We start from the raw sequence: 12,181 nt of genomic DNA on the forward strand, positions 1-12,181 counted from the left end.
TCACGCGGCCCGGCTCCGCCCGGGCTGATAAAGCATGACAGGGTCAGGCTGACCCCGTCATGCTCTACCAACTCCTTGATTTAAAAGCACGATTCATGCCTTTCAACCGCCGGCTTCAGGCGATCGCGCTCTAGACTTGCACCAGGCGCATGCAGCCGGCGCGACGGCCGGCCACGAACAGGAACTCGGCGATCTGTCCCGCCAGCGGCTTTGCGGTGGTGCGGCATACCATTGTCAGGTCACACAGTTCCTGCGTGGCGTCCGCCGCCCCCATCAGTATCGGATCGCCGTGCGTCAGCACCATGACCGGCAGATCGCGGTCATACAGAGCGACCATCCGCATGATGTGAAAGCCATCCTGCTCCCCGGCCTCGACATCGGTGATCACCGCCATCGGCCGATGCTCCCGCAGGCTCGTCAGCAAGGTGTCATCCCCGGCCACGACCTGCACGCCGAGATCGAAGAATCCGCACACTTCCTCGAGCCGATCCACGGTATGAGGGGTGTCGCTGACGATCATCACCAGCGCCTGGCGATCGGCCGGCGAGGCGCCGACGCTTGAAAGGTTACGGGAGAGTTGGACCGGCGCGACCATATTCATGGAGGTTGCCCTTCTGCACGTGATCCCGTCTTGTTTCGGGATGGCGACAGTGTGCGGGGCATGCCGGTTCCACGAAAGCCGCGGAACGGGGATTTCCGCGTCTGAGGCCGGGATTTCCGCGTGAATAACCGTGAATTGGCGACGCGCATCCGCCGCCCGCCTCAGGGATTGCCCGCCTCAGGGATTGCCCGCCTCAGGGATTGATCGCCTCGTTGGGCAAGGCGCCCCAGAACTGGGCCCGTCGCAGATAGCCGCGATAGCCGCTCGTCTGCACATAGCACCAGTCCGATGCCGCCTCACAGCTTCGAATCCGGCCGATGACACCTGGCTTCAGGATCGCGACCGCCGAGGCCGAGTCGGATGGGTCGGAGCGCAGCGTGGCGTCCTGCTTCTGCACGATGAAGCTACGCCGGCCCATCAGGGTCGCCTGATGCACCCACCCCTTGATGCCGTCCGGATCCTCCACCCACCGCCAGTTTTCGAACTCGCGCTGGATTTCCACCGGTAGATCGCGCCGCTTATAGACCCAGACGATCCGATATCGGGACCCGGGCCCGACCCGCATATTGACCTCATCGGCGCGCAACGAGACGAAACGCGGGAGTTTGGACGCCTGGCCTTCCGGCTTCTCGGGGTCCGGCAGCTTTTCCCCGCTGTCCGATTCCGCCTCCGCCGCCGTCTCGGGTGGCGCCGCCTTGCTGGCGGCCGCCGCGGCACCGGCGGCGGCAACCGGCTTGGCCGGCTGCCTCGCCTTGCCAGTCTTGTCAGTCTTTTCGGTCTTTGCCGCCTTTTCGGCTGCCTTGTCACCCCTGGCGGCCGGCTTGGTCCGGCTGGGTTCCGATGCGGGTTTGATCACCGGAGCCGATGGCGGCGCGCGGCCACCGCCAGTGACCGGCGTGCGCGGGGCGGCAGAGGGCGGCGTCGGTGTCGACTTCGGTGCCGGATGGACCGGCACCTGAAGCGTGCCACCGGACGGCGGCGATTCCGCCCGTGCTGACTGCGCCCCCAGCAGCGACACGCATACGAGCATCAGCGAGGCGGCAGGCGAGAAGCCGAAGCGCATGGTCGACCCGTGCCGGAACGACGCGAGTCGCGTCAAAATCTTCGTTCTGATTATCAGGGCACCATCCATAGCGCCGGGCACATACCAAACACGGCGACGCACGGGCACCCCGTGTTTGGCTCTCGCAGGCGGGGGATCCGGCACACGGGACCGGAGCCTCGCCGCTATTCCAGGTCTTTCCAGCCCTGCGGCCGGGAGCGCCGAACCGGTGCATTGACGAACTGTAACCCGCCGGCAAGGTCCCTCCCAATTGGGCCGATCGTCACGGCCCGGACCATGTCGCGGCGTCGGGTCAGATCGAGACGATCTGGCCGGGGCCGACCGCCGACAGGAACGTCGCCACGCCCGCCACCTCAACCGCCGGCAGCAGGGATGCCTGGTCCAGTGCCTCGGCGCGCAGGCCGGCCTCACAGGCGATCAGACGCACCCCCAGTTCCAGGCAGGCATCCCGCAACGTTGCCAGTCCTGCCACGCCGCGTGATTCGATCCGGGCCTCCCTCTCCACGCCTTGCAGACGGTCCGCGCCGGCCATCAGCGCGATGCATCCACGGTTGGTCGCGAACAGCACGACCGTGCGGCCCAACGCGGCGGCGCCGGAGGCCAGCAGGAACGCAAAATGCGCACGGTCATGGCTGTCCGATAACAGGATGATGCCCAAAGGCGCGGAGAGAGGCGCGGAGGCGGCCCCCGCCTCAGAGGGCACAACAGGCCTCCGAGGGATGGGAATGGCCACTCAGGTCATGGATGGTGGCGTCGGGTCCGCACGCGGCACAGGCCGGATCCGGGCGCAGCTTGATGGTGCGGAAGCGGGTCGCCAGGGCATCCCAGACCAGCAGGCGCCCGGCCATGGTATCGCCGATTCCCAGGATCTCCTTCAGAACCTCGGTCGCCTGCAACGTGCCCATGACGCCGGTGACCGCGCCGAACACACCGGCCTCGCTACAGGTCGGCACCACGCCGGGCGGCGGTGGTTCGGGATAGAGGCAGCGATAGCACGGGCCGCCGGCATGCGGCTTGAACACCGATAGCTGGCCTTCGAACCGCAGCACAGCGGCGGATACCAGCGTCTTCCGCGCCAGCACGCAGGCATCCGACACCAGAAAGCGCGTCGCGAAATTGTCGGTGCCATCGCAGACCAGATCGTAATCGCCGACCAGGTCCAGCGCGTTGGATGCGTCCAGGCGGAGGATGTGCGGCTCGATGCGCACACCGGGATTGATGGCCGTGGCGGCTTGGGCGGCCGACTGCACCTTGGCCATGCCGATCCGGTCGGTGGTGTGCGCAATCTGGCGCTGCAGATTGGACAGTTCCACCACGTCGGCATCGACGATTCCAATGGTGCCGATGCCGGCGGCGGCCAGATACAGCGCCAGCGGCGAGCCGAGCCCCCCGGCGCCGACCAGCAGGATTCGGGCCGCCTTCAGCTTGGCCTGGCCGATCCCGCCTACTTCGGGCAGCAGGATGTGGCGCGAATAGCGCTGGATGTCGTCTTCGGTAAAATCGAGGTCCATGAGGGAAAGAATAGGATGAGAAGGGCGCCGGTGACAGGGGTGCCGGTGACAGGGGTGCCGGTGATAGGAAGCCATGGCAGGAAGCCGATGGAAGGCGCCCTGACCAGGCTGACAAGGACGGCGGATCGCGCGCGCGGGCCCGCGCCGCCTGTTTTGCCCGCGTCGCGCGTTTTTGTCCGAGGTCTCGTCGCGGAGACGCTGCACAGCGCCGGCATTTCTGGTCTATGTCAGCGCCGCCAACCGGAGAACGTCTGCATGATTCGTCTTCTCGCGTCCGTCCTGCTGATCGGCCTGTCGGCCTCGGCCCTGGCAGCGGAGCCAATCACGATCCGCACCGGGACCGCCGGCGAACTGGCCAATGCCTGCGCTGCGAACCCGAAAGAGCCTGGCGCCGACGCGAGAATCAATTTCTGCCATGGCTTCGCGCAAGGAGCGATCACCACGCAACTCCGCACCGGCGGTGACAAGAAGCCGTTCTGCTTCCCCAACCCGGCGCCGAAACGCACGGAAACGATGAATGAATTCGTCCGCTGGGTTCGGGCCGATGGCAGCCGGGCATCGTTGAATTCGGCTGACGGGTTGTTTCAGTTCCTGGCGCAACGCTATCCCTGCCCCTGAAGCATGACAGGGTCAGGTTGACGCTCCGATCGGGTACCGGTTCACCCGTTGAAGGAGATATCCGTCAACCGCCGGTGCTCATCCATCGCGTAGCGGTCGGTCATGCCCGCCACGTAGTCGCCGACGATGACGGCGCAGCGCTGCGTTCCAGGCTCCCCTGCCCGCGCCCGCCAATCGTCCGGCAGCAATGTGGGATCGGCCAGCAGCAGCCGATAGACTTCCTCCGTCAGTCGCCTTGCCTTGGCGGACATCCGGTTGACGCGCCAATGCCGGTACATACGGGCGAACAGAAAATCCTTGATCACCTGATTGGCCTCGGCCATCGCCGGGCTGAACGACACGACGCGCTGCCTGGCGCGCCGGATCGCGTCCGGGCCGACCGGGTTCAGCTTGGCCAGCCGCCGCGAAGTCTCGGTGATCAGGTCGGTGACCATCGCATCGATCACACGCCGGATCGTCTCGTGCCGCAGCCGCGGCGGTGGGACGTCGAGGCTGGACATGCGTGCCGCGGCCACGGCCTCCCCCACCACTGGCAGGTGCCGCAGATCGTCAACCGTGAACAACCGCGCGCGCAGACCATCGTCCAGATCATGGCTATGATAGGCGACGTCATCCGCGATGGCGGCAATTTGCGCCTCGGCGCTGGCGTGGGTGTTCAGGTCGAGTTTGTGCCTGTCGTTATACTCGGCAATGTAGGGCGGCGGGTTGCGCAGCGGGCCGTTGTGCTTCACCAGGCCTTCCAACGTCTCCCACGTCAGGTTCAACCCGTCCCATCCGGCGTAGCGGCTTTCCAGCAGGGTCACCACGCGCAGGCTCTGGGCGTTATGGTCGAAGCCGCCGAACGGCTTCATCGCGACGTTCAGCGCCTCCTCCCCGGCATGGCCGAACGGCGGATGGCCCAGATCATGCGCCAGCGACAGCGCTTCGGTCAGGTCTTCCTCCAGTCCCAGCGCGCGCGCGACGGAGCGGGCGACCTGCGCCACCTCGATGCTGTGGGTCAGGCGGGTACGGTAGAAATCGCCCTCATGATTGACGAAGACCTGCGTCTTGTATTGCAGTTTCCGGAACGCCGAGGAATGGATGATCCGGTCGCGGTCTCGCTGCCAGGGCGAACGGGTGGCGGCCTCTGGCTCCGGGTGCAGCCGGCCGCGTGCGTGGGCGGGTGAGACGGCGTAAGGCGCGGTCGGGGGCCGAAATGACATGACCGGTGGTTACACCGCGGCGGGGCGGGCTTCAATTCCAGCGCAACCGCCCCTATCTTCGGTTCATGCAACAGTTCGTCGTGACCGACCGCGCGGCCGCGCGGATCGCCGAGATCATCACTGACACGCAGGCCGGGGACGCCGCCTTGCGCGTCGCCGTGCTGGCCGGTGGGTGCAGCGGGTTTCAATACCGGTTCGAGCTCGACAAGGATTCACAACCGGATGACCTGGTGATCCGACAAGGTCCGGCAAAGGTAGTCGTCGATCCGGCCAGCCTTGATCTTCTGGCTGGTGCCGAACTGGACTTCGTGGATGAATTGATGGGCGCGCATTTCGCGGTCCGCAACCCGAACGCCACGTCCGCCTGCGGTTGCGGCACCAGCTTTTCCGTGGACTGAGCAATCCCAGGCGGGCAGTCCCGAGTGACTTCGTTAGCCAGCGGTTAACCTTCCCGTCTTCAAAACGGCAACGGCGGCCAGAATCCCCTGGCCGCCGTTTCGAAGGAGGCAGTCGGTGGCAACAACCCATCGCGCTACCTTGCGGAAGATAGTGATCATCTTGATCATCAAAATCAAGATCAAGATGCGTCAGCGTCTCTCGATTGAGGAACGGGCCGGGCGGCGGCTGACATGCTCGCCCGGCCTACTCCTTCGCCGTCGGCGGCGGGCCTATCGTCAGCCCTGCCAGGTACGGACGAAATCAACGGCCTGGGGTCGCGGGATCGGCGACGAGCCGCCGGTCCGCGTGCCGATATACAGGAAGCCAACGATTTCGTCCGCCGGATCCAGCCCCAGAGAGGTCTTCACGAAGTCATCATACGCCGGCGCCCCGGTCTTCCAGACCGCGCCATATCCCAGCGCCGGGGCTGCCAGCATGATCGTCTGCGCCGCCGCCGCGGCCGACGCGATCTGCTCCACATCCGGAATTTTCGTCCCTGGCTTCAGCTTCGCGGCCACCACGATGATGACGGGCGCACGGAAGGCTTTCTCCCGCTCCCGCTGCAACTCCGGTTCCGTCACCGACGTGTCCCGCCGGCGCAGCGAATCCGCCAGCAGGTCGCCGAACGCCGCGCGCCGGTCCTCGGGGATCACGACGAAGGCCCACGGCCGCAGACGACCATGGTCCGGCGCCCGCACCGCGCTGGCAAACATCCTGTCCAGCTCCGCGCCCGACGGTCCCGGCGCCTCCAGCTTCAGGGCCGACTCCCGCGTCAGCATCAAACTCATCGCATCCATGAAAACCTCCTCCGGAAACCCGCGTGCCGGCCCACATGTCGATCCACTGGCCCTCAACGTGCGGTCGATCCCCCTGCCCGGCAAGGCTCGCCCGTACGATCCGGCACACGCAAGGCTGGCGTGCCTCGGCCGCGCGGTCCATGCGGACCCGATGAGCGGCACGCCTCATACGCGCCGAACCGGCGAGCGAATCATCCGAGCCAACGGTGGCCCGCGCGGTGCGATCACGTACGACATCGACCTCGCGCCGGAGGATATGCCCGCGGTTTGCAAGCGCGACCTGGAGCTGGCCTGGTACGCGGCGCGCGATGCCGCGATCGCCGATCAATGGGATTCCGTCCGGGCGTTTCGCTTCAACCGGCCGGATGGCAGTCATACCGATCTGGCGCTGGCCGACCGTGACGCCCGATGCTGGGCAGGCGCGGTGGACCGCACGGTCGGGCTGACGAGCCCCGGCGGCATGTCGCTATGTCTGCGTCTGCTGGCGCTGGTCGACCTGCTGGCGCGGGCCGCCTGGGCCCGGCCGCTGTTCAGCCTGGCCCGCGACGGCGCCGAATTCCACCCGGCCCTGCTGCGCGCCGCGGCAACTCACCCCTTGACCCAGGACGCCCGTTTCGATGAAGCGGGGTTCCGCCTGCGGCTCAAACGATTCGCCACAGGCTTCCAGCTGGAGCCGCCCCCCAAGGACGGTGCCCGCCACCGCCTGTCAGGAGCCTCTTTATGAACCGCCTGCCCGCCGCCCTGCTGCCCGCCGCCCTGCTGCTAGCCGCCACGATGTTGGGCGGTTGTGACGTCCCGGCGCCACTGCGCAGCCAGCCTCAGTCCGACGCCCAAACGAGGGCCGCCTGCCGCGAGCGCGCGAACCAGGTCTTCGACCAGCAGAATCGCGGTGCGATCTTCAGCGGTCAGTCGCAGGCCAACATGCCATTCTCGGCCAACTGGACGCCTGACGTGCCGAACCGGGGATTGTCGCAGCAGTTCGGCTTCAACCAGATCGTCAACGACTGCGTACGCAACACCGGCACCGAAACGACTCGGACCAGTCCCGGCTCCGGTACGCCGGCGGCGCCGGCCCAGGCTTCCCCGTCGCCCGGCGAGAAGACGGCGTTGCCGCCGCCGGCCGCGCAACCCTAAGCCCGCCGCGCATGGCCGGCTTGTCCGCGATCGGCGGCGTGCTGGCCCAGCGGAACGCCCGCATCTACTATTCCGGCAGTGTCGTCTGCTGGACCGGGTCCTGGATCCAACGGATAGCCACGGACTGGCTGGCGTGGGAGCTGACCCAGTCGGCCCTGTGGGTCTCCGTCATCGCTTTCTGCAACCTCGCGCCATCGGTCGTGATCTCACCGGTCGCCGGCGCCATCGCGGATCGCGTGGACCGGGTTCGCCTCACCATGGCCAGCCAGTTCGTATCGGTCTCGCAGGCCGTCATCCTGGTCGTGCTGGTAATCACCGGACTGATCCGGATCGAGCTCATGGCCCTCCTCACCTTCTGCAACGGCACCGCCGAGACGTTCGCGCAACCTGCTCGGCAGTGCCTGATTCCAGGCCTGGTGCCGCGCTCCCACTTGCCCGGCGCAGTGGCGCTGAATTCGCTGACATACAATGCCGCGCGGTTCATCGGGCCGGCGATATCAGGTCCGATGATCGCGCTGTGGGGCGTGGTTCCGTCGATCACCGTGAATGCGTTCGCCTTCGCCTATGCCAGCCTCACCATGGTTCTGCTGCGGCTGGATCCGGCGATCCGGCATGGCACGCCGACCGGTGCGTCCATCCTGCGCGATGCGACTGACGGCATGCGATACGTCGCCCGCCATCGCGGCATCGGGCCGGCGATGCTGTTCGCCGCGACGGTCGGTGTCACATTGCGGTCGGTGCCGGAAATGCTGCCGCCCTACGTCGCCGACATTTTCGGGCGTGACGCCCGTGGCCTTGCGACCCTGGCCAGTACGATGGGATGCGCTGCCCTGATCGGCGGCTTCCTGATCGCGATCCGGGGCCGCGTGAACGGTTTGACCCGGATCGCCGTCGGCTGCGGCCTGGTCCTGGCGATCGCCACCGCCGGGTTCGTTGCCACCTCCAGCTTCACTGTCGGAGTCATCTGCATCGGCGCGATCGGGGCGGCGACCACGATCCACGGCATCTCATGCCAGACGCTGCTGCAAAACAGCGCCTCGCCCGGCATGATCGGCCGTGTTCTCAGCACCTGGGGCATGATCACGCGCGCCGCCCCGGCGATGGGGGCCCTCGCCTATGGCATGGCATCCGAGTTCCTGGGCCTGCGCATCCCCGTCCTTGTGGGCGCGACCTTGTGCGTCGGCATGTTCATCTGGACCTGGGCGCGGCTGCCCTCGATCGCCATCGCTCTGGAAGGGCCGGTGCCGATCGCCGCCGCCATCCCGTCCCGGCGCCGGCGGGCCGCCGAATAGCCGCTTGGAATAGCCGCCATGCCAGAGGCTGCGCCACCCGGCCCGCCATGCCATATCACTACCATGGACATCACCCGCATCCCCGGTTCGCGAATTGTCGAGGTGGCCCGCCTCGCCTTTTCCATCCCCGACGTGGATTTCCTGTGCTTCGGCGAGTCCGACCAGCCGAGCCCGGCCGCGGCACGTGACGCTGCGATCCGGGCACTGGAGGATGGCGAGACCCGCTATCCCGACGTGCGGGGGCTGCCCGCCTTGCGCACCGCCTTGGCGGCTTATCTGTCCGGCCTGCATGCGAAACCGGTGGCGGACGACCGTATCCAGATCACCGCATCCGGCATGGCCGCCTTCTCCATCGCGCTCGCCGCGGTGGTGCGGCCCGGCGACCGCGTGGTGATGCACAGCCCGACCTGGCCCAACATTGCCAACGCGCTGCGCCTGCGGGGCGCGATCGTCGAGGAGCTGGACCTGACACCGCAGCCGGATGGCGGCTTTGCGCTCGACCTCGACCGGCTGGACACGATGATGGCGGGCGCTCGCGCCTTCGTCCTGAACTCGCCCGGCAACCCGACCGGTTGGACCGCAACGGAAACCGAATTGCGACAGGTGTACCAGATCGTGCGGCGACACGGTGCCTGGCTGCTGTCGGATGAGGTCTATTCGCGTCTGGTCTATGATGGCCGCCGTGCCGCGCCGTCGGTGCTGGATATCGCCGGCCCGCATGACCGGGTGATCGTCTGCAACAGCTTCTCCAAGGCCTGGGTCATGACCGGCTGGCGCCTGGGCTGGATGGTCGTGCCGGAGGGCAGTGCCGACGCGATCGCCGACCTGGTGGAGGTGAGCCATTCCGGCGTCGCCCCGTTCACCCAGCGGGCGGGAATCGCGGCGATCCATGATACGGGAACGGTTGAGGCGTTTCGGCAGCATTGCGCCACAGGGCGGGCCCTGGCCAGCGAGGCACTGGCCGGTCTGAACGGCATTCGCTATCGGCCGCCTGACGGCGCCTTCTATGCGTTTCTGCAGATCGAGGGTCTGCGGGACAGCCTGGACATGGCGAAGAGGCTGGTCAGCCGGCATGGCGTCGCCGTCGCGCCCGGCTCGGCCTTCGGAAGCGCCGGAGAAGGCTGGCTGCGCGTCTGCTATGCGCAGTCGGCGGCAAAGATGGCCAGGGCGATGCAGCGCCTGCGCGATGGGCTGCGTGCCGAGATGCGGTCATGAGCGCTCCCTCGGTTGCCAACCCCACCTGCGGCCTGTGCGGCGCGCCAGCACGCCGGCCGTTTCGCGCTCCGCAGCCGGAGATCGCGCCGGACCTGGACATGCGCCCAGGCGAGCCGGCCCGCTCCACCTTGCCCGACTGGATCCAGACCTGCCGGAGTTGCGGGGCCGCCGCGCCGGACCTGTCCGCCCTGACGCCGGCGGCACGCGGGGTGGTGGACTCCCCCGCCTATGCGGCGTTGACCACCTCGGCGCTCGAGGAAACATTGCCGTTTCGCCGCTGGGCGCTGATCTGTGAACGCAGCGGCGATACCGCCCATCAGGCCGAAGCACTGCTGCAGGCCGCCTGGGCCGCCGACGACGCCGCGGCGATGACCGAAGCGGCACGGCTTCGTGCCGAGGTCGCGGCTCTTTGGGCGGGCGCCAACGATGTCGAGACCGGGTTGCGCCGGCTGGACGTTCTGCGGCGGGCCGGCGCGTTCGAGGAGGCTGATGCCTGGGCCGATCACATGGCGGCGGTGACGCAGGAGGAGACAGCCGCCGCGATCATCCGCTTCCAGAAAAGCCGGATTGCGCACCGGGATATCGGCCGCCACTTGATCAGCGCCCCGATGCCGCCTCCCGCTCACGCGCCGCACGTTTCGCACGGCAAGCGCGCGACGACCGGCTTCTGGTCCCGGCTGCTGGGACGATCCTGAGGTGTGCTCGCCTGAAGCCGGCGGTCAGAGGGCGCGAATCGCGCTCCTGGATCAAGGAGTTGATAAAGCAGGATCGGGTCGGCCTGATCCTGTCTTGCTCTATCACAGCGCCTACAGCTGAAACGCCTGCCAGACGGCGACCGCAAGGCAGGCCACGCCCAGTATCCCGAAGACCACCGTGCTGTATGCAGGCAACATCTCCAGTGCGCCGAACACCAGGTAAATGCCGGCCAGCGCCATGGAGCCGAGCGCCAGCAGGAAGCTGGCTCGGAGGACGGAGATGGCGCTGTCGCGGAAATAGAACCGTTTCACCGACAGCAGGAACGCCAGCAGGTATGGGATGATGATGAAAGTGTGCGTCTCCGACATGCCGGGCGGTCTACGACGTCGGCCGACGCCATACCAGAGGATTGCGGCGGCCGCGGTTGGGGCGTCACTCAGAGCCGGCTGGTGCCCGCGCGGCGGAAGGGACCAGGCGCGTCCGCTGTCAGGCGAACAGATCGGCCGGGGATTCGGCTCGCAGCCGGTCCCCCAACGCCATGCCGAGCCGTACGGCATCGCTTCGCGGCCCGGTTTCTGTTCGCCGCAGCAAGAAACTGCCGTCGACCCGGGCAACCAGACCCGTCATCCTCACGGTGCCTTCCGGCAATAGATCCGCGTACCCGGCCAAAGGTGTGCGACAGGAACCGTCCAAGCGGGCGAGCATCGCCCGTTCCGCGTCGGCGGCCACACGGCTATTGGCGTCCTCGATCAACACAAGCCTGGCGCGCAGGTCGGCATCGCCGGCGCGCACGGTGATGCCGACGATTCCCTGCGCCACGGCGGGCAGCATCAAGGCCGGGGGCAGCGGTCGCGCCTGCGAGACGGCCATGCCCAGCCGGTTCAGTCCCGCCATCGCCAGCAGGCTTGCCTGGCAGACCCCTTCCGCAAGCTTCCGCAGCCGTGTCTCCACATTCCCACGCATTACGGTGATCCGCAGATCCGGCCGGCGGCGCAGCAACTGCGCCTGCCGCCGGACCGACGAGGTGCCAACCAGCGCACCCGGCGGCAGCGCCGCCAGCGGATCGTCTGCCGCACCGTCCAGCGCCGGACCGAGGATCAACGCATCCCGCGGATCCTCGCGCCGCAGCACGCAGCCCAGCACGATGCCTGGCGGCAGCTCCGTCTCCAGGTCCTTCAGGCTGTGCACGGCGAAATCGATGCGGCCGTCCAGTAGCGCCTCATGGATCTCCTTGGCGAACAGCCCCTTGCCGCCGATCTCGGCCAACGGCCGGTCCTGCACGGCGTCGCCCGTCGTGGCGATGACATGCTCGACCAGACGGTTCGGGCCGGCCAGATCCGGACAGGCGGCCGCCAATTGCCGGATGAAGCCGCGCGTCTGGACCAACGCCAGCGGCGAGCCTCTTGTGCCCGCGCGTAGGGGCCGGTCCCTGGTAGCCGCAATGTTCATGGCGGGTGTTTAGCACCAAGCGGTGCGACCGCAATCGAGGCGTTCGAGAGGATTGGTCTGCGCCGAACCTGCCCTTGGCGGAATGGTGCCGCAGGAGGGACTTGAACCCCCGACCCACGCATTACGAATGCGTTGCTCTACCAACTGAGCTACTGCGGCAGCGAA

15 protein-coding genes and 1 tRNA gene are annotated in these 12,181 nt (G+C 67.5%); 7 read left to right on the forward strand and 9 right to left on the reverse strand.

Features of this window, described 5'->3' with window-relative positions:
• Positions 1 to 130: 130 nt before the first annotated feature.
• The 4 genes from VHC04_RS05420 to VHC04_RS05435 all read right to left on the reverse strand — a co-directional run bounded on the left by VHC04_RS05420 (position 131) and on the right by VHC04_RS05435 (position 3,175).
• A complete protein-coding gene (locus tag VHC04_RS05420) occupies positions 131 to 601 on the reverse strand; it encodes a hypothetical protein (protein WP_325678797.1) in 471 nt (156 codons plus the stop codon).
• Between the two features lie 193 nt (positions 602 to 794).
• Complete coding sequence (locus VHC04_RS05425) at positions 795 to 1,700, reverse strand: SH3 domain-containing protein (RefSeq protein WP_325678799.1); 906 nt, start codon at positions 1,698 to 1,700, stop codon at positions 795 to 797.
• Between the two features lie 256 nt (positions 1,701 to 1,956).
• Positions 1,957 to 2,367, reverse strand: a complete 411-nt coding sequence (locus VHC04_RS05430) for a DsrE/DsrF/DrsH-like family protein (protein ID WP_325678801.1) — start codon at positions 2,365 to 2,367, stop codon at positions 1,957 to 1,959.
• Positions 2,357 to 3,175 carry a HesA/MoeB/ThiF family protein gene (locus VHC04_RS05435; protein ID WP_325678803.1) on the reverse strand — a complete coding sequence of 273 codons (819 nt, stop codon included), beginning with the start codon at positions 3,173 to 3,175 and terminating at the stop codon, positions 2,357 to 2,359. Before VHC04_RS05435 ends, VHC04_RS05430 begins: the two co-directional genes overlap by 11 nt.
• Positions 3,176 to 3,430: 255 nt before the next feature.
• Between VHC04_RS05435 and VHC04_RS05440 the strand changes: the two genes are divergently transcribed.
• Complete coding sequence (locus VHC04_RS05440) at positions 3,431 to 3,793, forward strand: Rap1a/Tai family immunity protein (protein WP_325678806.1); 363 nt, start codon at positions 3,431 to 3,433, stop codon at positions 3,791 to 3,793.
• 41 nt (positions 3,794 to 3,834) lie between these two features.
• Here the strand turns inward: VHC04_RS05440 and VHC04_RS05445 are convergent, their stop codons facing one another.
• The gene (locus VHC04_RS05445) at positions 3,835 to 4,995 is read right to left on the reverse strand and encodes a deoxyguanosinetriphosphate triphosphohydrolase (protein ID WP_325678808.1); all 1,161 of its coding nucleotides are present in this window, start codon (positions 4,993 to 4,995) and stop codon (positions 3,835 to 3,837) included.
• A gap of 65 nt (positions 4,996 to 5,060) precedes the next feature.
• Between VHC04_RS05445 and erpA the strand changes: the two genes are divergently transcribed.
• Positions 5,061 to 5,393 (forward strand): iron-sulfur cluster insertion protein ErpA, encoded by a 333-nt coding sequence (gene erpA / locus VHC04_RS05450; RefSeq protein WP_325678810.1) that lies wholly within the window; start codon positions 5,061 to 5,063, stop codon positions 5,391 to 5,393.
• Positions 5,394 to 5,669: 276 nt separating this feature from the next.
• On the opposite strand, the gene VHC04_RS05455 is transcribed toward erpA, so the two are convergent.
• On the reverse strand, positions 5,670 to 6,230 hold the full coding sequence (locus VHC04_RS05455) for a nitroreductase family protein (RefSeq protein ID WP_325678812.1): 561 nt from the start codon (positions 6,228 to 6,230) through the stop codon (positions 5,670 to 5,672).
• A 151-nt stretch (positions 6,231 to 6,381) separates the two neighbouring features.
• Between VHC04_RS05455 and VHC04_RS05460 the strand changes: the two genes are divergently transcribed.
• The 5 genes from VHC04_RS05460 to VHC04_RS05480 are packed head-to-tail and all read left to right on the forward strand — an operon-like array spanning position 6,382 to position 10,566.
• Positions 6,382 to 6,954, forward strand: a complete 573-nt coding sequence (locus tag VHC04_RS05460) for a hypothetical protein (RefSeq protein WP_325678814.1) — start codon at positions 6,382 to 6,384, stop codon at positions 6,952 to 6,954.
• Positions 6,951 to 7,364, forward strand: coding sequence for a hypothetical protein (locus VHC04_RS05465; RefSeq protein ID WP_325678816.1), 414 nt, complete (start codon positions 6,951 to 6,953; stop codon positions 7,362 to 7,364). Before VHC04_RS05460 ends, VHC04_RS05465 begins: the two co-directional genes overlap by 4 nt.
• An 11-nt stretch (positions 7,365 to 7,375) precedes the next feature.
• Complete coding sequence (locus VHC04_RS05470) at positions 7,376 to 8,656, forward strand: MFS transporter (protein ID WP_325678818.1); 1,281 nt, start codon at positions 7,376 to 7,378, stop codon at positions 8,654 to 8,656.
• Positions 8,657 to 8,674: 18 nt separating this feature from the next.
• The gene (locus VHC04_RS05475) at positions 8,675 to 9,871 is read left to right on the forward strand and encodes a pyridoxal phosphate-dependent aminotransferase (protein WP_325678819.1); all 1,197 of its coding nucleotides are present in this window, start codon (positions 8,675 to 8,677) and stop codon (positions 9,869 to 9,871) included.
• Positions 9,868 to 10,566 (forward strand): hypothetical protein, encoded by a 699-nt coding sequence (locus VHC04_RS05480; protein ID WP_325678821.1) that lies wholly within the window; start codon positions 9,868 to 9,870, stop codon positions 10,564 to 10,566. The genes VHC04_RS05475 and VHC04_RS05480 overlap by 4 nt, the downstream gene beginning before the upstream one ends.
• Before the next feature lie 111 nt (positions 10,567 to 10,677).
• Here VHC04_RS05480 and VHC04_RS05485 read toward each other — a convergent pair whose 3' ends face one another.
• From VHC04_RS05485 to VHC04_RS05495, 3 genes are all read right to left on the reverse strand, one after another.
• Entirely contained in the window at positions 10,678 to 10,935 is a 258-nt protein-coding gene (locus VHC04_RS05485; RefSeq protein WP_325678823.1) for a hypothetical protein, read from the reverse strand.
• 118 nt (positions 10,936 to 11,053) lie between these two features.
• Positions 11,054 to 12,016, reverse strand: a complete 963-nt coding sequence (hemC, locus tag VHC04_RS05490) for a hydroxymethylbilane synthase (RefSeq protein ID WP_325678825.1) — start codon at positions 12,014 to 12,016, stop codon at positions 11,054 to 11,056.
• Positions 12,017 to 12,099: 83 nt separating this feature from the next.
• A tRNA-Thr gene (locus VHC04_RS05495) sits at positions 12,100 to 12,175 on the reverse strand.
• Positions 12,176 to 12,181 lie beyond the last annotated feature (6 nt).

The organism is Rhodopila sp. (assembly GCF_035548095.1).
Lineage (GTDB): Bacteria > Pseudomonadota > Alphaproteobacteria > Acetobacterales > Acetobacteraceae > Rhodopila.

Excerpts from the sequence above, each read along its gene's own strand:
- VHC04_RS05420 (WP_325678797.1), bottom strand. The coding sequence starts at position 601 with ATGAATATGGTCGCGCCGGTCCAACTCTCCCGTAACCTTTCAAGCGTC.
- VHC04_RS05435 (WP_325678803.1), bottom strand. The coding sequence starts at position 3,175 with ATGGACCTCGATTTTACCGAAGACGACATCCAGCGCTATTCGCGCCAC.
- VHC04_RS05440 (WP_325678806.1), top strand. The coding sequence starts at position 3,431 with ATGATTCGTCTTCTCGCGTCCGTCCTGCTGATCGGCCTGTCGGCCTCG.
- VHC04_RS05445 (WP_325678808.1), bottom strand. The coding sequence starts at position 4,995 with ATGTCATTTCGGCCCCCGACCGCGCCTTACGCCGTCTCACCCGCCCAC.
- erpA (WP_325678810.1), top strand. The coding sequence starts at position 5,061 with ATGCAACAGTTCGTCGTGACCGACCGCGCGGCCGCGCGGATCGCCGAG.
- VHC04_RS05455 (WP_325678812.1), bottom strand. The coding sequence starts at position 6,230 with ATGGATGCGATGAGTTTGATGCTGACGCGGGAGTCGGCCCTGAAGCTG.
- VHC04_RS05460 (WP_325678814.1), top strand. The coding sequence starts at position 6,382 with ATGAGCGGCACGCCTCATACGCGCCGAACCGGCGAGCGAATCATCCGA.
- VHC04_RS05465 (WP_325678816.1), top strand. The coding sequence starts at position 6,951 with ATGAACCGCCTGCCCGCCGCCCTGCTGCCCGCCGCCCTGCTGCTAGCC.
- VHC04_RS05470 (WP_325678818.1), top strand. The coding sequence starts at position 7,376 with ATGGCCGGCTTGTCCGCGATCGGCGGCGTGCTGGCCCAGCGGAACGCC.
- VHC04_RS05475 (WP_325678819.1), top strand. The coding sequence starts at position 8,675 with ATGCCAGAGGCTGCGCCACCCGGCCCGCCATGCCATATCACTACCATG.
- VHC04_RS05480 (WP_325678821.1), top strand. The coding sequence starts at position 9,868 with ATGAGCGCTCCCTCGGTTGCCAACCCCACCTGCGGCCTGTGCGGCGCG.
- VHC04_RS05485 (WP_325678823.1), bottom strand. The coding sequence starts at position 10,935 with ATGTCGGAGACGCACACTTTCATCATCATCCCATACCTGCTGGCGTTC.
- hemC (WP_325678825.1), bottom strand. The coding sequence starts at position 12,016 with ATGAACATTGCGGCTACCAGGGACCGGCCCCTACGCGCGGGCACAAGA.